The sequence below is a fragment of the Aquimarina spinulae genome (assembly GCF_943373825.1).
In the GTDB taxonomy this organism is placed as follows: domain Bacteria; phylum Bacteroidota; class Bacteroidia; order Flavobacteriales; family Flavobacteriaceae; genus Aquimarina; species Aquimarina spinulae.
In genome coordinates this window covers 418,464-441,725 of record NZ_CALSBP010000002.1, presented here as the reverse complement: position 1 = coordinate 441,725, position 23,262 = coordinate 418,464, and the positions used below count along the sequence as shown (strand labels likewise).

Here is a 23,262-nt window from a genome sequence, read left to right as displayed (position 1 = left end):
TGTTATTGAATTTTTTCTTTAAAAATAGTTCCTTTTTTATTAAAAAAAGTAGTAATTAAAACTAAAATTGAACCTAAAAAAATTGAAACATCGGCAAGGTTAAATATTTCGGTTTTTATGATTCCTAAATCTAAAATCAAAAAATCAGTTACCGATCCATATACAATGCGATCAAAAAGGTTTCCGATTCCGCCACCGATAATAAAAGCAAAACCTATGATTGTTTCTCTAGAATAATTTGTCTTAATCAGTATCTGTCTTAATAATAGTAACAACACTAGTATTGGAAGAATTTGTAATAAAAGTATTTTTAAGATCGGAGCCAAATCTGATCCCAAGCTATAGGCTGCACCAGTGTTTTCTACTTTAGTCAATACAAAACTATCCTTAAAAACTTCTATACGCTCATAAGGTTCGATCGTTTGCCGAACAACATTCTTTGAAATCTGATCACAACTTATATTTAGTAAGACCAGAGAGAGAATGAGTATGATTCTTATTTTTCTTGTAATCTTCATGTGTACAATTGCAGTAAGTGTTTTTCAAATGTAATAGAAACTTCAGACTATCTTAGTGTTTCCAGTATTTTTTATATTCAGAAATAGAAAAAGCAGCATCATAATTATCCTTATTAATACTTTTATTTTCATCAGAATCATAATCGATCCATATTTTCCAGTTTTTATCTTCCATCTTTAATACAACATGAAACTGACCATAGGAGTGTTTTGTTTGATTAGTGTCGTCGATATAAGTAACTCTGTAAATTCCTCTGTCAGAAACCAGGGAATCAGAGTAGATTCTTTCAAATAACCTAAAATCAATCGGAGCAGGTTTTTTGGAAGGAACGCTCCATCGTTTTTTATACCCTTTTAAATAGGCACTTGCTTTTTTAATTTCACCACCATTTCCCGAAATTCGAATCATTTCTTTGCTATGTATAGAAGCAAATAAGTCATAATCTAAAGTCTCAAATGCTTTAGAGAAATTACCATACATGTCTGCATTGATTTTTTTATGTACCGCATCTTCTTGAGCTATAGCTATTCGTGTAAAACATAGAAAAGTAATTAATGCTATGGCTATAATTTTAAATTTTGACATAGTAATTGTTTTTTAATTATTCTAGTATGTATCCTTTTTCTCTCTCATATAACACACAGCATTTCAATCGCTCATTATCTAATAATTTAGGGTGTTCAAAGGTTTCGATTTGTTGCATCCCGATCTTTTTCATAATTAATTCTGATTTTATGTTAATTGCTGGTGCTACAGAGTAAATTTTGTCTAATCCAATAGTATTAAAACCAAAATCTAAACAAGCTTTGGCGCCTTCGGTAGCATATCCTTTGTTCCAGATACTTTTTTTGAGTCGCCAACCGATATCGACAAAGGGGTTTAGTTTTTCTAAATAAGTTTGTTCACATAAACCTATAAACCCTATAAGTTCTGCATTATCCAGCAAATCAACAGCAAAATAACAAAACCCTTTTTCTGTGTACATTTCCTGCATTCTTATAATAAATGCTTTGGTATCTTCTTTTGATGGCTTAAACGGAAAAAACTCCATCACATCATCATCAGTATTGATTTCGGCTAATGTTTCTAAGTCATCGAGGGTCCAATTACGGAAACCTAATCGTTGAGAGGTAAAAATGTATGAATTCATTGTAATAAACTGAAAAATAGATTATAAGTTTTCGTTTTTATAAACGTATTCAAATGTAATGATTTGTTGGCTTTATTGTTTAAGTTTCGAAAAATCTTGGGATGAATGGAGTTCGATATGTGGTGAAATAGAAAACTGCTCGTATTTGCCTATGATAAAATACGAGCAGTTTTAATGGAATTGAATATGAGAATTACTCTTTTTTTATAAACTGGTCGTTAAATTCTTTGATTTTTAATGCATTGATTTCATCATGTGTTTTTCCTGCTCCATGTTGCAGAAAAGCATTAAATATATGACTTAAGTATAATGGTGATTTAGCTTTGTCTTCGTTAAAATTCTCTGAGTTATGGCAAACAAAGCAATTGACCAAGTTATTTACATTGATATCATGTACATCATTTTGAAAAGTCTGTGTATAGGTTTCCATAGTAAGGTTAGAAAGATTTAGAGACCCTCTTGCGATAGATCCTTTTGTAGCATGAGATATATTACCGGCTAATTTTTGGATGGTATCTGCTTGTTTTTGTGGAGATAGCCCATCGGTATCGATCCAAATCCCTCCGTTATAAAAATAGTTTTTCCATACATCCTTAAGTTTTGAAGAAACACAGGAATTGATCGTTGTAATGTTGTCATAATTTTTTGGTTCTTTTTGACTGGTTTCCATAAAACCGTTGCCCTGTGTTCTAGGAACACCAAATTCGAAAAGCGTAAAAGCTTTATTAGGCTCTTTAGGCTCTTTTGTAATAGTATCCCAAGTAATTGCATCTAAAGAAGAAGTACTTCCTTTCCCAAATAATAATTTTTCATCGGGAGAAGATACTGTATTGGTATTCCAATCATAGTAAGGTGCCATATCATTATGCTCAAAAGTTGCCCAAATAAATTCTGGATGATTTATGACAACCCCAACGACATGCATTCCTAGTAAAGCAACATCACTGGTAACATATGTACCATTTTCATAAATGGCTGCTTTGGTTTGGTAATATGACGAAAGCTTACCTGTAGGTATTGCACTGGTTTTTACCCACGAAACTTTTAACTCTAATGATCCAATAGGAAATGTTTCGGTATTATTATGAGGAATGGATCCATCCAGGATAGCAGTTTTAAAATGATCGGCAGCAACTTTTAAGGTATCGTCAATATGAATCGAATAGTAAACCGTATCAGATTTACTTATGCTCGAATTAAATTGAGAATTGGTTTTTAAGACTCCATCAGAACCGGCTTGTTCTATATCTTTAAGAACTAAAGATAATCCTGATTGAGGTTCTACAGGAATCATTAAATCACTAACCTGTATTAACTTATTTTCAAAAACAGTTGTTCCATTATCTGGTTTGGTTAACCATAAGAATTTTTGCCAGGACCATTGTTGAAAAATACAATTTGTTGTACTGGTAGTATCAAACGGACTTCCTTTACCTTCTTCTGGAGGAGGTGTTTGAGCGTGAGGAAACCATGCAGGTTCGCAATTACAATCGTTACTTTTTTCTTCTACATTTTCATAAGCAACAGGTTGTTGCTCTGTCTTTTCTTTTTTGTCTTTTTTGTCTGTTTTACAAGAAATAACAATAACGAAGATTACAAGACAAGCCACTAATAAAGAACTTGCTAGGTTGGCAAATTTAGTTTTCATTTGTGTAAAAGATTAGTTAGTAATATGGTTATTATATCAAATCTAACCTTTATCGTAATTGTTTCCTATAAGTAAAAATACGGTTTTTAGTATCTCTGTATGTAAGATACTAAAAGGTACTAATGAAGAATGATAATATAAATCAATTTTCTATTTCAAAGGCTGTACTTTCGTATGCACCTATATCGGGAGCAGTAGTACTGCGAAGGGTTCCTAAAATATCGGTTCCCGAGGTGGGAGTAGAAGCTTTACCATTAGCGGCAGAATTTTCACCAATACTAAGCATGTTTTCAAGCGGAGTTTTAAAATCGGGTTCTTCATTTAAAAGAATATTTTCATACAAAGAAGTATTGGTAAAATCGTATAAAGGATTGCCAGTAAACTGGTCACCAGAATCATTAAACCTAATTAAACAGTTCTTGAAATTATAATTGAATGCTGTGCCATCAATTTTACTGAATATTAATTCTAGATCCTGATTTCCGTAGATAATACAGTTTGTAAAATTAGCTTCAAGTAAATCTGCGACAACAACATCGGTTTCATTTACTCGTAAATTGTTATCAATCAATACTGTTGGAAGCTCTCTAAACCCAGTTCCGATACTAGAATAATTTGCAAATGTACAGTGGTTAAAATTATAGGTACCGCCTAGTGAACAGTTAAGAGATACTTGCCCGGCATTATTAATTACCAGATTTTCTCCCAGTACATTACCTGTACGTGCCAGAAGTCCTACATTAGAACTATTATAGATCTGGGTGTTTTTAATCGTAAGCGTCGGATCTGAGCCTCCGTCATTAGAGTCCATTAGTATTCCTACTGTTGCATTTTTTATGGTTGCATGATTTATAGAGTGACCTGTGCTTCCTGCAGTAAGCCAGATAGTTCCCCATTGCCCCGGGATATCACTAAAACCAGGTTCTAAGCGATCACTTTCAAAAATCACTTCGTTTTCAAGAAGCTCTGGATCTGTACTTAGTTCACCGTTTACAATAAGAGTAGCACCGTTTGCAGCTATAATCCCAGAATTAGTATGGAAGTGTATTCTTGCACCTGCATCTATAGTAAGTGTTTTTCCGCTAGGTATAGCAGCATATCCATAAACGATATAAGGTTTTTCGTTGGTGAAGTTGAGTTGATCATCTTCTAGAAAGAAGCCTTCAATTCTAATTTCATTATTTTCATTATCCAGACCGAGTAATAACGTTTCTGTTTCGCCTGTCATGGCATCTCGAGAAGGGAACAAAAATACGGCATCTTTTATTAGAGTTACCAGATCAACATCCTGTTGATTTCCTCCTGTATCAAATAACACTCGATCTGTATATAAAAACTCTGCATCTGCTGTTTGATTAGTGATATCTGTTGTTGTTTCTACAAAAACAAAAATACTATCCTTGGCTAAGACCTGAATATTCTCGAAGGATTTTCCGGGAATACCATCAACATTAAGCCTGTAGTTAGAATTTTCACCACGCTCTAGCGCAATTGCAGGAATGGTAAAATCGTCGCTGGTATGGTTATATACTTTAAAACTATATGTACTGGAACCTATATTGGTAAAAACGGTATCTAGAAATAAGGTATCTGTCGAGAAATTTAAATTTCCTATACTAGGATTTGACTCAAAATCATTACGGCAGGAGCTCCATAAAACTAGTACAGCAAGCAAAAAAAGAGTTGATAGATATCGCATAATTATATCAAAAGGTCATTAAGAGTAAATAAAGTATCGAAGCTGCAAATTAGCAAAGATTTTTGTTTTTTGATGGCTTCATGATCTCATTCTTTCATTAATTCATTCTTTACTATGAATTAAAGTATAACTTTTTGATTGCCCTAATATTGCTTTATAATGAAAATTTGACAAGATCAGTGCTTCTGTAAGAAGCAAAACATTTGTACATTTGTTGTTCATAATTAACACGCACAACATAATAATCTATTATGAGTACATATGATGTAGCCGTAATTGGCTCTGGACCTGGTGGATATGTGGCCGCTATTCGATGCGCACAACTGGGAATGAAAACCGCAATAATCGAAAAATATTCAACACTTGGAGGAACTTGTCTTAATGTAGGGTGTATACCCAGTAAGGCATTGTTAGATTCTTCTCACCATTATGAGCATGCTGTAAAGCATTTTGCAGATCATGGGATCGAGATTCCTGGTGATGTAAAGATCAATCTAGAAAAGATGATTGCCCGTAAGCAAACTGTGGTAGATCAGACTTGTGACGGAGTTAGTTTTTTGATGAAAAAAAATAAGATTGATGTTTTTGAAGGTGTAGGATCATTTAAAGATACTACGCATATTAATATTACAAAAACAGATGGGACTGTAGAAACAATCGAAGCTAAAAATACGATAATTGCTACTGGTTCTAAACCATCAACATTACCATTTATCGAAATTGATAAAAAGAGAGTAATTACATCTACAGAAGCACTTAAACTAAAAGAAGTACCAAAACACCTAATTATTATTGGAGGTGGAGTAATTGGACTAGAATTAGGGCAAGTATATCGCCGTTTGGGAGCAGAAGTTTCTGTAATAGAATATATGGATCGAATTATTCCCGGAATGGATAAAGCGCTATCTAGAGAATTACAGAAAGTAATGAAAAAACAGAAATCCAAAATTTATACCTCTCATAAGGTAACAGGAGTATCGGTTTCTGGAGATGAAGTAACGGTAACTGCAGATGATAAAAAAGGAAATCCGGTAGAGTTTAAAGGAGATTACTGCTTGGTATCTGTAGGAAGAAGACCATATACAGATGGATTAAATGCAGAAGCCGCAGGAGTAAAACTTAATGACAGAGGACAAGTTGAGGTTAATGACCATTTACAAACGAGTGCTTCTAATATCTACGCGATAGGTGATGTGATAAAAGGAGCTATGTTAGCACATAAAGCTGAAGAAGAAGGAGTTTTTGTTGCTGAAACGCTAGCAGGACAGAAACCACATATTGATTATAATCTGATCCCAGGAGTAGTATATACCTGGCCAGAAGTAGCTGCGGTGGGTAAAACTGAAGAAGAATTAAAAGAAGCTGGTATCAAATATAAATCAGGGCAATTTTCTTTTAGAGCACTTGGTAGATCACGTGCTAGTGGCGATCTTGATGGTTTTGTAAAAATACTTGCAGACGAAGTTACAGATGAGGTATTGGGCGTTCATATGATTGGAGCACGTTGCGCAGATCTTATTGCCGAAGCAGTTACTGCAATGGAGTTTAGAGCATCTGCCGAAGATATTTCTCGTATGTCTCATGCGCACCCAACTTTTGCGGAAGCAGTAAAAGAAGCAGCACTTGCAGCTACAGATAATAGAGCGTTACATTCTTAATCAAATTAAGAAGTAGTAAAAAGCATAATATATTAGTGTAAAACTAAGCCTGTTGAAGTTTTTATAATCTTCAACAGGCTTAGAATTGTTAGGTAAGACTCATACTTACATGTTCTCTAATCTCGACAATACTTCAGCTTTGTAATTTCTGCTAATAGGGATAGACTTTTTACCAACTATAATCTCTTCATTAGAAAAAGAATCTATCCTCGAAATAGCAATAATATAAGATCGATGGGTTCGCATAAAATATTGCTGTGGTAATTTGGATTCGATTGTACTTATTGTTTCTCTAGTAACAATAGTATTAGATGAGCAATGGATTTTTACATAATCGCTATAACTTTCGATATAAATAATTTCGGAAAAATCAACTTTTTTCATTCTTCGATCTGATCGAACAAAAATAAATTCATTCGAGCTGGTTTCGATAGTTTTTGATAATTCTGTCTTATGATAGACTTCAAAATAATTATGTATGGCATTTAGTAATCGTTCATAAGCGATAGGTTTTAATAAATAATCTACTGCATGAAGATCGAAACCATCAATAGCATATTCACGATAAGCAGTAGTAAATATAATTTTGATATCCTTATTAATAGATTTCGCAAAAGAGATTCCCGAAATCTCAGGCATATTTATATCTAGAAAAATAAGATCTACTTTTTGGGTATTAATACAATTAAACGCTTCTAGAGCGTTACTACATGTTGCTATAACCTCAATACGATCAATTTTTGACAGGTGAGATGTGATAATCTCTCTTGCCGTAGGCTCATCATCTACTATGATACAGGATATTTTGGTGCTCATAGATTTTTTGTTTTAGAAGTGTTTAGATTTAATTCGACACTATGCCACTGCTCATCTATAGAAATTAGTAACTCATGATTATCTGCATACAATGAGGAAAGCCTTTTTTTGATGTTAGATAAACCAATACCATCCGGGTCATTTTCAGACGAACTATAAATTGAATTTTTTATACAAAAATGTACTACGTTATCTATATGGGTTAGTTTCATATAAATAGAGAGTTTTTTATTCCTTATTTGACCATGCTTAAAACTATTTTCTACAAACGGAATTAACAGCATAGGAGCAATATGAATAGAATCGTTTACATTTTCAAAATCCATAATTACATCTAGTGTATCATTAAATCGCATTTTTTCTAAGGTAACATAGTCTTTGATATGATCTAATTCTTGTTTTAATGGTACCAGAGGTTTATCTACCTGATATAAGAGATAGTCTAATAGATTCGAAAGCCTTAAGATCATTTCTGGAGTCTCTTCAGACTTTTTTAGTGCAAATCCATACATCGTGTTTAACGTATTGAATAAAAAATGAGGATGAATTTGCATTTTGAGATAATGTAATTCTTGCTCTTTAAGTTTAAGCTGAGCCTCTAAGACTTTATGTTGTAGTTCTCGGTTTGCTGAGTTTGATTTATAATTATGTCGTACCAAACTAAAAGCACTGGCAACAAAGACTACAAAATATACCGCAATAAACAGAAAAAAGGGACTTCTGGTCATAGGAGCCATTCCTTCTAATTTTAGGGATGATAAAAAAATCAACCCGTAAAAAAACGAAATAGTAATAAAAAAAGCAGAAATAATGATAGTATATATGCAGTATAATAAGAAAAGTAAATATTTCTCTTTTAATAGATATTTTGGAATGAGATGGTTAATTATAGTGTAGGTAGTCCCAATTGTTACCGGCATTAAGAATAACGAAAAAGAAAAAACATAATTTATGTTATCTGTATTATGTCCAAAGAAATAGGTATAGCAAACCAATACTACAATCCAAAAGATGATATGAAGTAATAATTCTACAATTATTTTTAATACAAACTCTTTAGAAATCATTAGCTAAACAAAAATAGAGTGTAATATCAATATATTTTTTTAAACAGCATTGTTAACGAGGTAAAAAGCCAAATTGATATGGTTTTTTACAGGTTTACCACATTTTTGGTACTATTTAAGGTATAAGCAAAGCTAATTTGGTAGTTGGTCGCAAATACCCAATAATGTAAATCTAATGGGGTTAGTTTTGATTCAAAATAAACCATAACAGAATCAATGCGAATCTTAGAACTTTTTTTATTTCTTTCATTAATAGGTTTTTTAATCTGTTCTTTTACACAATATGTGAAGACCAAAAAATGGCTTTTTTATATTAGCATTGTTTTTTTTGTACTTCACTGGTTAGTAGAAGGAGTTCGATGGCAGATGTATTTAGGTTATATCGCACTTTTGATAAGTATAGTATTATACTATGTCTCCAACATTAAAAAAATAGTAAAGGTTTTGTTAGTTAGTTTAGGATTGAGTATTACTTTACTTAGTATTGTTCTTTGCATCATAATGCCTGTGATTAAGTTTCCAGAACCATCTGGTGCTTTTTCGGTGGGATTAACGTCATTATATCTTGAAGATAAAACACGAGAAGAAACACTTACAAAAGAAAAGGGAGATTATAGAAAGTTAACAATAGATGTATACTATCCTTCTGACCGTGAAATTACAAAACCGATACGGTATATGGATCATGGATATGCAGAGGCTTTTGTAGAAAGTAAAGGTATGCCTTCTATCATTGCTACACATTTTGATCTTACAAAGACTCACGCCCAAAAGTCACTTCCAATCATAAAAAATAAACAGTTGCCTATTATCATTTTATCTCATGGGTTATTATGGAATAGTAAAATGTATACTTCGATTATTGAGGAAATTGTAAGTCAGGGATATGTGGTTTTTGGGATACATCATACATATGAATCTTTTCTTTCAGAATACCAAGGAAAACGAATCAAATGGAGTCAAAAAAATATTGACGACATGAATACAGAGGTAGATTTTGGTTTTGTACGTAAAAAGATGGATTTAGCGCTCCATGCAAAAGGTAAGCGTGGCAATAAGGCAGCCTATGAACTCATACAATATTTACCATATTTTGAAAGCCTTGATAGATGGTCGGATGATATTTCATTTGTTATAGATCAATTGGCTGTATTAAGCGAGGATTCGAGTAGCTTTTTATATCAAAAATTGAATATGGATCAAGTTGGATTATTGGGACATTCATGGGGTGGGGCAGCAGTAGTGCAAAATGCATCGGTAAATAAAAAGATTAAAGGAGTAATTAATATGGACGGAGCGCAATTTGGAAGAGTAATCGATACCACGCTGAAAGCACCACTCTTGGTAATGCATGCCGATAGAAATTATGATAAATTCTTTACTCCAAACTTCTATGTATACGATCAAGTGGCAAAAAATGATTACTATTTGGTTACGATAAAGTCGACAGGGCATGCTAATTTTGGAGATCTGGGGTATTGGTCAAAAATCCATTCACTTACAGAAACAGGAGAAATCGATCCAGATAGAATGTCTTATATTACTAATCAATTGATTCTTACTTTTTTTAATAAATATGTTAAACAACAACCATTAGAAATGAAAGGAACTTTTACCAAAAAAGAGTATTCAGAAATAGAAATTATCAAAAAATAACTTTTTAAAATCGATTTTATAGCATGGTCAATTTAATGCTCAATATTGTAAAGCTATTTGTTTTACAAAACGGAACTTCATCAATCTTTACAACCCTAGGTGATAGAATAGAAGAGGGAGGAATGTTTTTTATGATACCGATAGTTATTATGTTTCTGATCGTATTGCTTATCATTATAAAAAACATATGGGTAGTTATACAAAAAGGTATTCCTTCAGAAAAATACATAAACCTAATCAATTCTATAGGACTTTTAACATTGGTATGGGGGCTATTAGGGCAATTAATAGGTATTGTAGGAATGTTTGATAAAGTAGAAATAATAGATGAAATCTCTACTCATGTTTTTGCAAGTGGATTAAAAGTATCTGCACTTCCTGCAGTCTTTGGTTTTTTTGTTTTTATAGTTTCAAGAATTGCTACAATTGTTTTTACATGGATAACTAAAGAAAAAGAGTAAGTTATGATCAAGAAATCTATTTTTAAAATTCTTTTGGGAATTCTTTCTTTCTCAATACTATTATTTGCGTTGTTTTTTCTATTTCTTAAAGTATTCCCTATTTATAATTCGGCATTACTAAAATGGATACCTATTTTGATATGCATATTAGGGTTTTATGTAAGTGGAACGATAAATAAGAATACTTCTGTACAGTATCTTCCTTTTCTGTTTTTGCCACTTTTGATTTTTAAGCCATTTAGGTTTTTGTATTTCCCTTTTATAATAGTACTGATAATCATTGGAGTTTTGTCATTGATTGCTTCAAGAAAGGAAGTGAAAAAAGTGTATAGAGTATCTTCTATCTTTATTTTGTTTTTTGTGTTTACTTATTTTTTACTTTCTCAACCTTTGATATTATTGCAAAAAGGATTTAAAATAACACAGGACGGAGACTTAGTACATGCTCAGACGGTATGGGACTTTAATACAAACTCAGATAATTATCTACCAGATATAGAATATATTGATTCAGAAGGAAATTTAGCTTCTTTAAATAATTACAAAGGAAAAACATTGTATATAACTTTTTGGGCGACCTGGTGCCCTCCCTGTATAGCAGAAAAACCTATACTCGAACAAATGAAAAATGAATTTAAAGAGGATGAGAATATTATATTCATTGATATTTCAATAGATCGAGATACAAAACGATGGGAAAAATATATAACCAATAAAAATCCAAAAGGAATCCAATTGAACACCAATGGTCATGATTTCGAAACAATGCAGAAATTTTATTTTTCTACAATTCCTTTTCATTGCATTGTTAACCCTGAAGGGGTTTTTAAACAAAGCAATGACTTAGAATACGCCAAAGTAGTGTTAAAGGGTAAAAATAAATTATAATCATTCATTCAAAAACAAAAAACGGTACAGTACTATATATCAATTTTAGCCCTAGGTAGTGGATTTTTTTAGAATACTACCTCATCAAAATCAATAAATAAAAACATAAAACCTGTTGATCTTAGCCCATTTAAAATCAAGAAACATCTGATTTTAAATATGCTATACAGGACTCTTTATTGCCTAATTCAACAAATTTAAAACTTAAAATATCATGATTAAAAAGATAATAATGATAGCTTTTTTAGTAAGCTACGGTAGCAACGCTCAAACGTTTAACAAAGCGAAATTAGATAGTTTGTTTATGTTGATTGAAACCAATAATAAAGGAATGGGGAGTTTTTCTATTTTTAAAGAAGGAAAAGAAATTTATCATAAATCTATAGGCTATTCTGATATCGCCAACACAACCAAAAATAATAAGAAAACAAAATATAGAATAGGTTCGATTACAAAAACATTTACAGCGACTATAATTGCAAAACTTGTTGAAGAAGGAAAACTAAGTTTTGATACAACTTTGGATACGTATTTTCCTAACATCCCTAATGCCAAAAAAATAACGATCGATAATTTGCTAAGACATCAAAGTGGTTTGTTTAATATTACAGAGCAAGAAAACTTTGCATCATGGATAATAACCCCAAAAAGCAGAGAACAGATGTTAGAACGTTTTATTAAAAACGGAACTGTCTTTGAACCTGGAGAAGAAACAAAATACTCGAACACGAATTTTATTTTACTTTCTTATATAGCAGAGAATATCGAACACAAATCCTTTTCTAAAATTTTGGAGTCAAGAATCATAAAACCTCTTAAACTGCAAAGAACAGAATATGGTAAAAAGATAAATCCTAAAAATAATGAAGCTTTACCTTATTTTGAAGAGGATTCTGAATGGAAATTAATAAAAAACCATACCGATATGAGTGGCCCAATGGGAGCTGGAGCCATAGTATCAACAGCTTCAGAATTAAATGCTTTTTATGAAAGCTTGTTTTCAGGAAAACTGGTTTCAGATACGTCTTTAAATCAAATGACAGATACATCAACCGGAATGGGAATGGGATTAGACGATAACGTATTGCATGGTAAACAAATATACGGGCATAATGGAGGCATAGATGGGTTTCAATCGTTATCGATTTACATACCAGAAGAGAAATTAGCAGTTACTTATATTGCTAACGGAGCTGTAATGTCGCCCAAAAGTTGCATACTTGCGGCTTTGAAAATTTATTTTGGAATAGATAATAAACTTCCTGAGTTTAAACCTGCATTACTATTAAAAACCGAAGAGCTTGATACATATTTAGGGGTTTATAAAGGAGATACTTTCCCTTTTGAAATTAAAATCACCAATGAAGATGCTGCGTTGATTGTACATGCAAAAAACGGACCTACTTTTTCCCTGGAAGCTTATGATAAGGATAAATTTAGATCTGAGCCATATGAAGTAAAAATGGAATTCTTGCCTAATCAGAATAAAATGATTTTAGATTTTAGAAATAAACGATCAGAGTTTATAAGAGAATAGAGAATTTCAAAAATTTGGTTAATTATAAAAACCTGTATCATGATAGTATGTATACAGGTTTTTTGTTTAGTTGTCGTGTGATCCATCACAATACGGAGGATTGTTGGTCTGTTTACAAGTACATAAATAAACCTCTCTTGTTTCTTCTACAGAAAAAATGATGGGAGGAGAACCTCCTGTTTTTTTATGATTCCCATTGCAAAACGGTTGATCTATACTATGACCACAAGAACACCAAGCATAGTTTTTATCAACCTCTAATTGGCATGCGATTGGTGCATTACCACCTCTAATGTTATTTTTCATAAGCTTGATTTTTGTATTCTAAAAATACTAAATTCTAGCTTGATATGTGTATAGATCAAAATATCTGCCTTCTGCGGCAATAAGTTCATCATGATTACCGCGTTCGGCTATGTTACCAGATTCGATAACCAAAATTTGATCTGCTTTTTTGATTGTACTTAATCTATGTGCAATAACAAAAGTAGTTCTGCCTTTCATTAATTCGCCAAGGCTTTTTTGAATCAAAGCTTCGCTTTCTGTATCCAGATTTGATGTTGCTTCATCAAGAATAATAATTTTAGGATTCGCCAGAATAGCTCTTGCAATGGCAATTCGCTGTCGTTGTCCTCCAGAAAGTTTTACACCCCGTTCTCCTATTAGTGTATCTAACCCGTCATCAAAACGATCTGTAAACTCATTCACGTATGAAGCTTTTACAGCTTGTTGCAATTGTACTTCTGTAGCTCCTGGATTAGGAAATAAAATATTTTCTCTAATAGAACCTTCAAACAAGAATTCATCTTGTAATACAACTCCCAGATTACGTCGGTAACTATGCAACTTTACTTTAGAAATATCATTATCATCAATAGTAATAGTTCCTGATTTTGGGTTTAAGAATGTAGCTGCTAATCCGGCGATTGTAGATTTGCCAGAACCAGAGCTGCCTACCAAAGCAGTTACAGATCCCGAAGGAGCTTTAAAACTAATGTTATGGAGTACCTCTTTTCCTTCTTCGTATGAAAATGAAACATTGTCAAAGATGATATCTCCTGTTATATGTTCTAAAGTGATGTTTCTATCCTCTATTTCTTCTTCCGGAGTCATATTCATAAGCTCTTCGGTACGATCCAGACCTGCCAGTGCTTCGGTTAACTGGCTTCCGATATTACTCATTTGTACAATGGGTGCAATCATAAATCCCAGCAGTAGTGTAAACGAAAGAAAATCACCAATGGTCAATTCATCAATCATAATTTTATATCCACCAATTCCCATAATTCCGGTAGAAGCAATACCCAATAAAAATGTTGAAGAACTAGTCATTAATGCTGTAGCGGTTAAACTCTTTTTTACATTTTGAAATAGTCGATCTACTCCTTCTTCGAAGGTTTTGTTTTCTTGTGCCTCGGCATTAAATCCTTTTATTACCCGTACTCCGGCAAGAGTTTCGGTTAATCGACCTTTAACTTCTGCATTGATAACTCCTCGTTTCCTGAAGATTGGACGAATATATTTGAATGCTTTTAAAGCAACGATTCCAAATACAGATACAGGAACCAGTACAAATAATGTCATCGAAGGGCTAATTCTAATGAGCAATACCAATGAGATAATAGCCGTAATTGTACCTCCAACTAATTGTACTAATCCAGTACCAATAAGATTACGAACACCTTCTACATCACTCATAATACGAGATACTAATGCTCCGGATTTTGTATTGTCGAAGAAACTAATAGGTAAAGAGAGCACTTTTTTCTGTACTTGTGCCCTTAATTCTGAAATTAGAAATTGTGCCTGTACACTTAGTATTCGGGTTAAAAGAAATGATGTTACTGCTTGCACCAGAATTGCGAGACCTACGCCAATCAAAAGCATTTTTAGCATTTCATAATCTTTTTTGGCGATAACATCATCCATTAGATATTTACTGGCCATAGGTAATACCAGGCCAGCTAATCTACTTAGTACAATTAATAATAATCCAATAAAAACAAGATTTTTTCGAGGCCATATGATGGTTTTGAAAGCTTGCCCTATAGTAACTTTTGATTTTCTTTTGCTTTTTGGTGAAGTGTTATTTTGAAATTCTCTCATATATTATTGTTCAGTTTTAAATAGAGAAATAGTATACGCTAATAACTCCTGTCCGCCATAGGGGTATTAAAATAAATAGAGGTTTAATCGAGTTTTTCATTGTTTTTTTGAAGTTAGTTTTTTCGTTTTCTGAAATAACGAATTACTAAGATATAAATACTTGTTGGTATGGCGACCCAGATCAACTCACTTAACAATACTTTAATGCCCCAGGTACTAAAAAACTTACTAGCGCCAATTGGCGATACCTGAATCGGTCGCCACGGAAAAAAATATCGGGTAGTATCAAAAGGAGAGAAGAATGCAATCCCAAGTCCCCCTGTAGTCATAGCATCAAGAACGCCATGAAAAGCCGTGCAAACCGTAAAATATAAGATTAGTGCAACTCTTGTTTTGGGATATGCTTTTTTAGAATAGAAAATAAAAGTAACTATAATCCCCAGGAGTAAAGCAAAGAGTAATGAATGCGAAAACCCTCTATGCCCCCAAAAACTTTCATACGTTATACCAAATTTAAAACCTATGACATCTGCGTCAGGAAGGATAGAACAGATAATTCCTAATATCCATAACTTTTTGGTATATATTTCTTTCGAAAAACTTTTACCAAAGGCATATGCTGTAAATCCATGAGCAAAGATAGAGGCCATTTATAAAATATTGCAGGTGTTAATTACCATATTTTTCAATTAATAACGGAAGTTTTCCATTTAAGAATTTGATTTGTTGTTTAATTCCGTTTGGTGTATCGTGATTATGTGTTGTAACGATCACCAGGTTTTTATCAGCAATCATGATTATGAATTGTCCGCCATATCCCATTCCATAATTAATACGATCCTCATTTAGATTTGCATGATACCAACAAAAACCATGTTTAGAATTTCTTAGCCCCCAATCGGTAGCTAATTTTTCGTTTACATCAAATAGTTTTTCTACCCATGATTTAGAAACTATTTCAACACCATTATATGTACCCTTATGCTCTAATAATTGACCTATTTTTAAAAGATCACCAGGCTTCATTTCTAATCCAAGTCCACCACCATCATAATGACCATCATTTCGTTTTTCCCAATTTACAGTATTAATAGCTAATGCATTGAACAAATTTTCATTTGCAAACTCAAGAGTTGTTTTTCCTGTAGATTTATTTAGGATAGCAGATAGTAGGTGGGTAGCGCCGGTATTGTAATTATATGTTTCTCCAGGAGTGTGCTCTAATTTTTTTTGTAAGACAAATGCTATTGGGTTTTCACTATTTATCCAGTTTTGATGCTCTAAGAAACCTTTCCAGGAAAGTCCAGAGGTTTGATTTAGCAAGTGCTTAATAGTGATCGTCTTTTTTCTCTCGTCTTCAATATCTTTGAATTCATCGGCGAAGTATGTATCAATGGTTTCATTCTCACTGGTAATAAATTTTTTATCGATTGCAATTCCAATAAGAATACTCATAATTCCTTTGGTAAGAGACTGAACGTTTGATACATTCTCTGATGTTTTTCCATTATAATATTCTTCAAATACAATTTGATTATTCTTAGAAACTAATACCGAATAGATATCATTTTCATCGAGTACTATTTCCTTAGATAATGGTTTCTCATTTTTGGGAGTATTCTTTTTTGATTCTTTACATGCAACAAGTAGCATAAAAAAGATAAATAATAGGGATAATTTACTTTTCATTGATTTGATGTGTTTATTAAGAAGTGTAAATTTATGAGTCAAAACGGGTTAATGCAAACTTGAAACTTTAATACATATTCTATAAGGTAAGGATTTGATTAAGTTGTGTTTTTGATACGGTTAATAATCCTGATTTTGGGAGCCTTTTGGTGAGTTCTCTCCAATTATCATCTTTATCAAAAATTTGCTTAAATACAGGCAATGCTTCATCAAGTCTTTTGTTATTAGCCAATGCTACTGCTTTCCAATACTTCATTTCTAAATTTTCTGGAAATAATTGTTCTGCAGATCCATAGGCTTGGAGAGCCATTTCCATATCTCCGACTTCTACTGCCAGGTCTCCTTTATTCATATATTCATAGGCTTTGTGTACTTGTAATAGGCGTTGTAATTCTACTAATGGTGTTGCGTGATCATCTACTCTTAGGTTTACTTTTTTATCTTCCCAGGAGTTTTTGGCTGGTTTTGCATTCACGACCACCAGTGCAGCAGATTGCTTACCTCTAATGTCTCCTCCGGCTTCCTGAGCAGCGATAAGTACTTTGACTACACGATCGGCCAGGGGTAGGTCTTTATGTTCTTCAAAAGCCTTGGCCATTGCAGGAACCACTTTGTCATTAAGCATCATATTGGCTTGTACAGCATAGTTATCTCCAACGATATGATGTGCAGAGACAATACATTTTTCACCAGTAAAAGCAGTTGCATTACCTTTTGCATCCAGAAAAGCTACTTGTCTAAAATCTTTTCCATCATCTTTAGCTACCAGAAGATCGAGTGCTTCTTTTGCACTTTTACCTTCAGACATAAGTGCAAGCCCATTAGGGCCGTATGCTGGATTAACAAAGGATTGTGTTGCTACCACGCCAACACCAGATTGCCCCCACGATACAATCGACCCTACAGAAAACCAGTGACTTTGCACTCCTACTGCCATTTCTCCGGTAGTTTTATCTCTTGCTACAATAGAAAAAGTATGTGCAAACTTTTCTTTATAGACCTGTTGAGCTTCTACCTGAAAGGACATTAGAATAATGAAAAATATTCCTCCTTTTGCTACTAATGATTTCATATCTATATTTTTTGTTGCAATTAGCTTATTTTTTCCTTTGTCTTTTATTTCGCACATAAATTAACTTAGACCGTCCTTTAGCAGCTTCACGTTGTTCAATTTCAAAATTTTTAATAGACTTGATTAAAGGAGTTAATTTCTGAAAACCGTAGTTTCTGGAATCAAAATTTGGTTGCTTTTTTTGTAACAAACTACCAACATCTCCAAGAAAAGCCCAACCATCATCATCGGCTACGTCGGATATAGTATGCGAAATTAATTTAATCTCTTTTGAAGTGATTTTATCAACACTGTTTTTAGAAACGGCTTTATTATCAATAGATTCCGATTCATTTTCTTCTGCTTCGTATTTAAGAATTTCGAGATAAATAAATTTATCACAAGCTACAATAAATGGATCTGGTGTCTTTTTTTCTCCTATTCCAAAGACTTTCATTCCTGCCTCTCTAAGTCTTGTTGCTAAACGAGTAAAATCACTATCACTAGATACTAAACAGAAGCCAGTCACTTTTTCAGAATATAGAATATCCATTGCGTCTATAATCATTGCAGAATCTGTAGCATTTTTACCTTTTGTATACCCATATTGCTGGATAGGTGTTATTGCATTTTCCAGAAGAATTTTTTTCCACTTTGTAAGATCTGGTTTAGTCCAGTCGCCATAAATTCTTTTGATAGTTGGATTGCCATATTTTGCAATTTCTTCCATCATTTCTTTTATATACGAAGATGGTATATTATCACCGTCGATTAATACTGCAAGATTTAAATCCATAAAAAGGTATTAGAAGAGTTCAATCTAAAAAAACAAAATCAGTTACATTATCGTTTCTTGTTTTTGTTTTTTAAGTTATATGTTTTATCCCCTTTGGTTTTAGGTTTTTTATATTTTTTCTTAATTTCTCGTTGGTATGAACCTCCCAGGTTTACTTTTTTATTTTTTTCTTTCTTTTCATGAAAAGAAGCCCCAACTTCATCATTAGGTCGTTTATGAGGGTTGTTGATTTCTTTAACCTTGGGTTGTTCTTCTGGAGTAAGCTGATCAGAAATTTCTACACCAGAGGGAATGTCTAATTGCTCGATTTTCATCTCCATCAAACTTTCGATAGCTTCCAGATGTTCTTGTTCTTTTTCTGTAGTAAGTACAAACGAGACTCCTTCTTTTTCGGCACGACCGGTTCTACCGATACGGTGCATATAATTTTCTGGATATTCTGGGGTGTCGAGATTAATTACCTGACTTACATTTTCTATGTCCAAACCTCTGGCCATTACATCTGTAGCGATCAATATTCGATTTTCTCCTTTTCTAAACTGCTCTATACTCCGTAATCTATAGTTTTGAGTTTTGTTAGAGTGTATAATACAAATCTCGTCTGCGTATTTTTTTTCTAACTGCTCAAATAAACGATCGGCGATCTTTTTAAAACCAACAAAAATTAGTGTTTTGTGATAGGTTTCTTTATCAGAAAGCAATTGTTCCAGCAGATTAACTTTTGTATAAAAATTTGGAATCTTGTAACCATACTGTTTGATGTTTTCAAGAGGTGTTCCGCTTTTGGCAATTGATATTTTTTGTGGTTTGATAAATATTTCCGAAATCATTTGATCTACTTCATCTGTCATTGTAGCCGAAAACATAATATTTTGTCGCTGTCGCGGAAGGATATCAAAAATATTCATCAATTGATGTCTAAATCCTAAATCTAACATTACATCGACTTCATCGATTACCAGTTTCTGAATAGATTTAAGTTGTAAAGCTCTGCTTACGGCCAGATCATATAAACGCCCTGGAGTAGCAACTATAATATCCAACCCTTGCGAAACGGCTTGTTTTTGTGTATTGATATTCGTACCTCCATACACTCCTGTTACTCGCAGATTGATATACGTAGAGAGTTTTTCGATTTCATCAACTACCTGTACAACAAGTTCTCGCGTAGGAACTAAGACCAATATTCTTGGGTTTTGTTGTACAGAATATTTTAGCATCCTTAAAATCGGAAGCATATAAGCATATGTTTTACCAGTACCTGTTTGTGCAATACCTACAACATCTTTTCCAGACATTACCGGGGCAAAAGCTTTTTCCTGAATAGGTGTAGGAGTCTCAAACCCTAAATCGTCAAGGGCATTAAGAAGTTGTGTGTTTAGATTTAAATCTCGAAAAGTCAATTGATCTATTTTTTTTGATGCTACAAAGGTAGCCTTATTTTGGGACTGTGAACATTTTGGTTACTTTTGACTTTCTAATACGATACTAATGAAGAAAATTATTGCCTTCGCAGGTTCTAATAGCAGTACTTCTATTAATCATAAACTCGTAGAGTTTGTAGTTTCAGAAATAAAGGGACATGATATAAGAATAATTAACCTGGTAAATTATGCTATGCCAATGTATAGTGAAGATGAAGAAAAAAAAGCTGGTTTCCCCGGGATGGTTATGGGGTTAAAACAAGAAATTTCTGAGGCTGATGCATTGATTATTTCGGTAAATGAACATAATGGGAGCTGGAGTGCTTTTTTTAAAAATGTAATAGATTGGTTATCTCGACTAGATCGTAATTTTCTGGAAGGAAAGAAGATTTTATTAATGAGTACTTCTCCCGGAAAAAGAGGAGGATTAAGCTCATTAGAATTTGCTAAAAATGTGTTTCCCAGGTTTGGTGCCGAGATCGTAGAGAGTTTTAGTTTTCCTTCTTTTTATGATAATTTTTCTATAGAATCCAATACAGTAACAGATGAGACACTTTTATTGGGATTAAACGAAGTTCTCAGTACTTTTGCACATCAAATCTAACAAGTAAGTGCGAAGTGTTCAACAATATACTTTAGAAGATTTTTCAGAATTTAAAAGCAAGCTATTACATTGGGGACAGCAATTTGAAGAGGCTATTTGGCTGGATTCTAATAGCTATTCACAGCAATATTCAAGTTATGATGCGGTATTGGCAGTAGATGCTTTTACGACGATTAAAACCGATTATTATAATGGTTTTGATAGGCTAAAAGAATATCAAAACGTAACTTCGGATTGGATTTTTGGATATCTTTCTTATGATCTTAAAAATGATACAGAAGATTTAATTTCTGAAAATAAGGACGAGTTATGTTTTCCGGATTTGTACTTTTTTCAGCCTAAAAAACTTTTTCTGCTCAAAGGAAACATTCTTGAAATGCATTATTTGAGAATGGTAGATGATGAAATGGAAGAAGATTTTAAGGAAATCACAGAGCATTCTTTACTCAAAAAAGATACTATAGAGCAACCTTGTGGTAAGGTAAAAATAAGCCTTCGTATCACAAAAGATGAATATAAAGAGAAGGTAAATGAAATGCTTGCCCATATACATCGAGGAGATATTTATGAAGCGAATTTCTGTCAGGAGTTTTTTGCAAAAAACAGTTGTATTGACCCTTTACAGACATATTATCATTTAAATGATATTTCAAAACCTCCTTTTGCCACATTTTTTAGGATGAATGATCACTATTTATTATCAGCTTCACCAGAACGCTATTTGCGAAAAGAAGGACAAAAAGTAATTTCACAACCCATAAAAGGAACGGCAAAAAGATCACAAGATATTGAGGAAGATAAGAGATTAGTATCAGATCTTTATAAGGATCCAAAAGAAAGATCAGAAAATGTAATGATTGTAGATCTGGTACGAAATGATTTATCACGTACTGCAACCAAAGGATCGGTTATTGTTGAGGAATTGTGTAAGGTGTATTCGTTTAAACAAGTGCATCAAATGATATCTACGGTAACTTCTACAATTGATGATACCATTTCTCCTGTTGATGTTATCAAAACAACTTTCCCAATGGGAAGTATGACCGGAGCACCTAAGATTTCTGCAATGCAAATAATAGAAAACCTCGAAAAGTCTAAAAGAGGTTTATATAGTGGAGCCGTAGGATATTTTACCCCAGATGGAGATTTTGACTTTAATGTAGTAATTAGAAGTATTCTCTACAATGAGGAACGCCAATATATATCATATACCGTTGGTGGAGCTATAACTGCCAAGTCAGATCCCGATAAAGAATACGAAGAATGTTTACTTAAGGCAAAAGCAATGCGAGAAGTACTAGAAGGGGTGTAGGTCTGATAAATTTTATTATGGCGTGCTACAATCGTTAGTATAGCTTGTAGTAGCATCTTTTTGCCATTTGTTTACATATGATCCAGTAGGATTATCTACAGTTATACAAGTAAGAGAGGGATTGTTTTTTAGACTTACCTCGGTAAAAGCAACATTGTTCCCGTTTTTCATGTTTAGAAAATGGAGTTGATTATTATCACATTCTAATCTGGTAAGCACTATATTTTTGCATATATCGAGAGTATTGAGTTCATTATTTTGACAATTTAGGAATTCTAAGGCTCTATTTTTACTCGTATCCAGAGTAGTGAGTTGATTATTTGGGCAATTTAGAAATTCTAATTCTGTATTTTTACTTGTATCTAGAGTACTAAGTTGATTATAACTACAGACCAGCCATTTTAGCAACATATTTTTGCTTATATCCAGAGTAGTGATTTGATTATAATTACAAGCCAAATGAGTCAATTTTGTATTTTTACTTGTGTCTAGAGCAGTGAGTTGATTATAACCACAAATCAACCATTTCAACGCTGTATTTTTACTTATATCCAGAGTAGTAAGTTGATTTTGAATACAATTCAGGGATCTTAATTTCGTATTTTTGCTTACATCCAGAGTAGTAAGTTGATTTTGAATACAAGACAGTCGATCTAAGGCTGTATTTTTACTTATATCCAAAGTAGTGAGTTGATTATTGTTACATTCTAACTTGGTCAACGCTGTAAAATATTTGATTTCTGAGAGATCGTAGATGTTTTTACGATTTAGAAAAAGTTCTTTTACATTTTTAGCTTCATTTTCAGAGATTTCTCCATCACTATTAGTATCTATTATTGGGGTATGCGTCAACAATGCTTTTTTTAAATTAGCATCAGTAAATATGATATTGCCTTTAATAGTTTCTATAGCATTGTTTAGATGTACTGTTATTTTTCCTTCTTTGCTTAGTTCTGCTGTTTTTGAGTCTACGGCAAAAATTCTAGTAGGATCTTCTTTTGCAAGGCAATAGGATAAAACTACTTGATTGGTGGTTTCTAGCAGGATACTATCATTGCTGGAGTATAAGATAGGAATAACACCAATGCACAGTGCTATAAAAAGTTTTACATTTTTCATAGGTTTACTTTATTGATATATTTCGGATACAAAGGTCCGTTTTGTAGTGGGTGAAAACACCC

The 23,262-nt window shown here is 32.9% G+C and carries 22 protein-coding genes; 7 read left to right on the top strand and 15 right to left on the bottom strand.

The window, feature by feature from the left end; genetic code table 11:
• Positions 1 to 2 precede the first annotated feature (2 nt).
• The 5 genes from lspA to NNH57_RS07520 all read right to left on the bottom strand — a co-directional run bounded on the left by lspA (position 3) and on the right by NNH57_RS07520 (position 5,016).
• The gene (lspA, locus tag NNH57_RS07540) at positions 3 to 518 is read right to left on the bottom strand and encodes a signal peptidase II (protein WP_074409334.1); all 516 of its coding nucleotides are present in this window, start codon (positions 516 to 518) and stop codon (positions 3 to 5) included.
• Positions 519 to 570: 52 nt separating this feature from the next.
• Positions 571 to 1,104 carry a Cif family virulence factor gene (locus NNH57_RS07535; protein WP_108809347.1) on the bottom strand — a complete coding sequence of 178 codons (534 nt, stop codon included), beginning with the start codon at positions 1,102 to 1,104 and terminating at the stop codon, positions 571 to 573.
• Positions 1,105 to 1,120: 16 nt separating this feature from the next.
• Positions 1,121 to 1,669, bottom strand: coding sequence for a GNAT family N-acetyltransferase (locus NNH57_RS07530; RefSeq protein ID WP_108809348.1), 549 nt, complete (start codon positions 1,667 to 1,669; stop codon positions 1,121 to 1,123).
• Between the two features lie 193 nt (positions 1,670 to 1,862).
• Complete coding sequence (locus NNH57_RS07525; protein ID WP_108809349.1) at positions 1,863 to 3,317, bottom strand: hypothetical protein; 1,455 nt, start codon at positions 3,315 to 3,317, stop codon at positions 1,863 to 1,865.
• Between the two features lie 142 nt (positions 3,318 to 3,459).
• Positions 3,460 to 5,016, bottom strand: coding sequence for a hypothetical protein (locus NNH57_RS07520; protein WP_108809350.1), 1,557 nt, complete (start codon positions 5,014 to 5,016; stop codon positions 3,460 to 3,462).
• Between the two features lie 251 nt (positions 5,017 to 5,267).
• Here NNH57_RS07520 and lpdA point away from each other — a divergent pair, with 251 nt between their 5' ends.
• Positions 5,268 to 6,674 (top strand): dihydrolipoyl dehydrogenase, encoded by a 1,407-nt coding sequence (lpdA, locus tag NNH57_RS07515; protein ID WP_074409329.1) that lies wholly within the window; start codon positions 5,268 to 5,270, stop codon positions 6,672 to 6,674.
• A 105-nt stretch (positions 6,675 to 6,779) separates the two neighbouring features.
• On the opposite strand, the gene NNH57_RS07510 is transcribed toward lpdA, so the two are convergent.
• Together NNH57_RS07510 and NNH57_RS07505 are read right to left on the bottom strand one after the other, a co-directional pair.
• A complete protein-coding gene (locus tag NNH57_RS07510; RefSeq protein ID WP_108809351.1) occupies positions 6,780 to 7,490 on the bottom strand; it encodes a LytR/AlgR family response regulator transcription factor in 711 nt (236 codons plus the stop codon).
• A complete protein-coding gene (locus NNH57_RS07505) occupies positions 7,487 to 8,557 on the bottom strand; it encodes a sensor histidine kinase (protein WP_108809352.1) in 1,071 nt (356 codons plus the stop codon). Before NNH57_RS07505 ends, NNH57_RS07510 begins: the two co-directional genes overlap by 4 nt.
• A 216-nt stretch (positions 8,558 to 8,773) precedes the next feature.
• Between NNH57_RS07505 and NNH57_RS07500 the strand changes: the two genes are divergently transcribed.
• The 4 genes from NNH57_RS07500 (at position 8,774) to NNH57_RS07485 (ending at position 13,099) form a co-directional block, all read left to right on the top strand.
• Positions 8,774 to 10,213 carry an alpha/beta hydrolase family protein gene (locus NNH57_RS07500; RefSeq protein ID WP_108809353.1) on the top strand — a complete coding sequence of 480 codons (1,440 nt, stop codon included), beginning with the start codon at positions 8,774 to 8,776 and terminating at the stop codon, positions 10,211 to 10,213.
• Positions 10,214 to 10,236: 23 nt separating this feature from the next.
• Positions 10,237 to 10,674 carry a MotA/TolQ/ExbB proton channel family protein gene (locus tag NNH57_RS07495; protein WP_108809354.1) on the top strand — a complete coding sequence of 146 codons (438 nt, stop codon included), beginning with the start codon at positions 10,237 to 10,239 and terminating at the stop codon, positions 10,672 to 10,674.
• Positions 10,675 to 10,677: 3 nt separating this feature from the next.
• On the top strand, positions 10,678 to 11,562 hold the full coding sequence (locus NNH57_RS07490; RefSeq protein WP_074409324.1) for a TlpA family protein disulfide reductase: 885 nt from the start codon (positions 10,678 to 10,680) through the stop codon (positions 11,560 to 11,562).
• A gap of 214 nt (positions 11,563 to 11,776) precedes the next feature.
• Positions 11,777 to 13,099 carry a serine hydrolase domain-containing protein gene (locus tag NNH57_RS07485; RefSeq protein ID WP_074409323.1) on the top strand — a complete coding sequence of 441 codons (1,323 nt, stop codon included), beginning with the start codon at positions 11,777 to 11,779 and terminating at the stop codon, positions 13,097 to 13,099.
• Between the two features lie 66 nt (positions 13,100 to 13,165).
• Here NNH57_RS07485 and NNH57_RS07480 read toward each other — a convergent pair whose 3' ends face one another.
• The 7 genes from NNH57_RS07480 to NNH57_RS07450 all read right to left on the bottom strand — a co-directional run bounded on the left by NNH57_RS07480 (position 13,166) and on the right by NNH57_RS07450 (position 20,144).
• Positions 13,166 to 13,405 carry a CDGSH iron-sulfur domain-containing protein gene (locus tag NNH57_RS07480; protein WP_074409322.1) on the bottom strand — a complete coding sequence of 80 codons (240 nt, stop codon included), beginning with the start codon at positions 13,403 to 13,405 and terminating at the stop codon, positions 13,166 to 13,168.
• A 27-nt stretch (positions 13,406 to 13,432) separates the two neighbouring features.
• On the bottom strand, positions 13,433 to 15,205 hold the full coding sequence (locus NNH57_RS07475) for an ABC transporter ATP-binding protein (protein WP_108809355.1): 1,773 nt from the start codon (positions 15,203 to 15,205) through the stop codon (positions 13,433 to 13,435).
• Positions 15,206 to 15,318: 113 nt separating this feature from the next.
• Positions 15,319 to 15,855, bottom strand: coding sequence for a metal-dependent hydrolase (locus tag NNH57_RS07470; RefSeq protein ID WP_074409320.1), 537 nt, complete (start codon positions 15,853 to 15,855; stop codon positions 15,319 to 15,321).
• 19 nt (positions 15,856 to 15,874) lie between these two features.
• A complete protein-coding gene (locus tag NNH57_RS07465) occupies positions 15,875 to 16,894 on the bottom strand; it encodes a serine hydrolase domain-containing protein (RefSeq protein WP_108809356.1) in 1,020 nt (339 codons plus the stop codon).
• Positions 16,895 to 16,973: 79 nt separating this feature from the next.
• The gene (locus tag NNH57_RS07460) at positions 16,974 to 17,966 is read right to left on the bottom strand and encodes a DUF1028 domain-containing protein (protein ID WP_108809472.1); all 993 of its coding nucleotides are present in this window, start codon (positions 17,964 to 17,966) and stop codon (positions 16,974 to 16,976) included.
• Positions 17,967 to 17,991: 25 nt separating this feature from the next.
• On the bottom strand, positions 17,992 to 18,741 hold the full coding sequence (locus NNH57_RS07455; protein WP_108809357.1) for an NYN domain-containing protein: 750 nt from the start codon (positions 18,739 to 18,741) through the stop codon (positions 17,992 to 17,994).
• Between the two features lie 47 nt (positions 18,742 to 18,788).
• Positions 18,789 to 20,144 (bottom strand): DEAD/DEAH box helicase, encoded by a 1,356-nt coding sequence (locus NNH57_RS07450; RefSeq protein ID WP_074409317.1) that lies wholly within the window; start codon positions 20,142 to 20,144, stop codon positions 18,789 to 18,791.
• Positions 20,145 to 20,232: 88 nt separating this feature from the next.
• Here NNH57_RS07450 and NNH57_RS07445 point away from each other — a divergent pair, with 88 nt between their 5' ends.
• Both NNH57_RS07445 and pabB read left to right on the top strand, forming a co-directional pair.
• Complete coding sequence (locus NNH57_RS07445; RefSeq protein WP_074409316.1) at positions 20,233 to 20,769, top strand: NADPH-dependent FMN reductase; 537 nt, start codon at positions 20,233 to 20,235, stop codon at positions 20,767 to 20,769.
• Between the two features lie 7 nt (positions 20,770 to 20,776).
• Positions 20,777 to 22,081 (top strand): aminodeoxychorismate synthase component I, encoded by a 1,305-nt coding sequence (gene pabB, locus NNH57_RS07440; protein ID WP_108809358.1) that lies wholly within the window; start codon positions 20,777 to 20,779, stop codon positions 22,079 to 22,081.
• A 15-nt stretch (positions 22,082 to 22,096) separates the two neighbouring features.
• Here pabB and NNH57_RS07435 read toward each other — a convergent pair whose 3' ends face one another.
• The gene (locus tag NNH57_RS07435; protein WP_108809359.1) at positions 22,097 to 23,200 is read right to left on the bottom strand and encodes a leucine-rich repeat domain-containing protein; all 1,104 of its coding nucleotides are present in this window, start codon (positions 23,198 to 23,200) and stop codon (positions 22,097 to 22,099) included.
• Positions 23,201 to 23,262: the final 62 nt, after the last annotated feature.

Excerpts from the sequence above, each read along its gene's own strand:
- NNH57_RS07525 (WP_108809349.1), bottom strand. The coding sequence starts at position 3,317 with ATGAAAACTAAATTTGCCAACCTAGCAAGTTCTTTATTAGTGGCTTGT.
- NNH57_RS07495 (WP_108809354.1), top strand. The coding sequence starts at position 10,237 with ATGGTCAATTTAATGCTCAATATTGTAAAGCTATTTGTTTTACAAAAC.
- lpdA (WP_074409329.1), top strand. The coding sequence starts at position 5,268 with ATGAGTACATATGATGTAGCCGTAATTGGCTCTGGACCTGGTGGATAT.
- NNH57_RS07480 (WP_074409322.1), bottom strand. The coding sequence starts at position 13,405 with ATGAAAAATAACATTAGAGGTGGTAATGCACCAATCGCATGCCAATTA.
- NNH57_RS07490 (WP_074409324.1), top strand. The coding sequence starts at position 10,678 with ATGATCAAGAAATCTATTTTTAAAATTCTTTTGGGAATTCTTTCTTTC.
- NNH57_RS07505 (WP_108809352.1), bottom strand. The coding sequence starts at position 8,557 with ATGATTTCTAAAGAGTTTGTATTAAAAATAATTGTAGAATTATTACTT.
- NNH57_RS07535 (WP_108809347.1), bottom strand. The coding sequence starts at position 1,104 with ATGTCAAAATTTAAAATTATAGCCATAGCATTAATTACTTTTCTATGT.
- lspA (WP_074409334.1), bottom strand. The coding sequence starts at position 518 with ATGAAGATTACAAGAAAAATAAGAATCATACTCATTCTCTCTCTGGTC.
- NNH57_RS07520 (WP_108809350.1), bottom strand. The coding sequence starts at position 5,016 with ATGCGATATCTATCAACTCTTTTTTTGCTTGCTGTACTAGTTTTATGG.
- NNH57_RS07485 (WP_074409323.1), top strand. The coding sequence starts at position 11,777 with ATGATTAAAAAGATAATAATGATAGCTTTTTTAGTAAGCTACGGTAGC.
- NNH57_RS07475 (WP_108809355.1), bottom strand. The coding sequence starts at position 15,205 with ATGAGAGAATTTCAAAATAACACTTCACCAAAAAGCAAAAGAAAATCA.
- NNH57_RS07470 (WP_074409320.1), bottom strand. The coding sequence starts at position 15,855 with ATGGCCTCTATCTTTGCTCATGGATTTACAGCATATGCCTTTGGTAAA.
- NNH57_RS07460 (WP_108809472.1), bottom strand. The coding sequence starts at position 17,966 with ATGAAATCATTAGTAGCAAAAGGAGGAATATTTTTCATTATTCTAATG.
- NNH57_RS07465 (WP_108809356.1), bottom strand. The coding sequence starts at position 16,894 with ATGAAAAGTAAATTATCCCTATTATTTATCTTTTTTATGCTACTTGTT.
- NNH57_RS07435 (WP_108809359.1), bottom strand. The coding sequence starts at position 23,200 with ATGAAAAATGTAAAACTTTTTATAGCACTGTGCATTGGTGTTATTCCT.
- NNH57_RS07445 (WP_074409316.1), top strand. The coding sequence starts at position 20,233 with ATGAAGAAAATTATTGCCTTCGCAGGTTCTAATAGCAGTACTTCTATT.
- NNH57_RS07500 (WP_108809353.1), top strand. The coding sequence starts at position 8,774 with ATGCGAATCTTAGAACTTTTTTTATTTCTTTCATTAATAGGTTTTTTA.
- NNH57_RS07530 (WP_108809348.1), bottom strand. The coding sequence starts at position 1,669 with ATGAATTCATACATTTTTACCTCTCAACGATTAGGTTTCCGTAATTGG.
- NNH57_RS07510 (WP_108809351.1), bottom strand. The coding sequence starts at position 7,490 with ATGAGCACCAAAATATCCTGTATCATAGTAGATGATGAGCCTACGGCA.
- NNH57_RS07455 (WP_108809357.1), bottom strand. The coding sequence starts at position 18,741 with ATGGATTTAAATCTTGCAGTATTAATCGACGGTGATAATATACCATCT.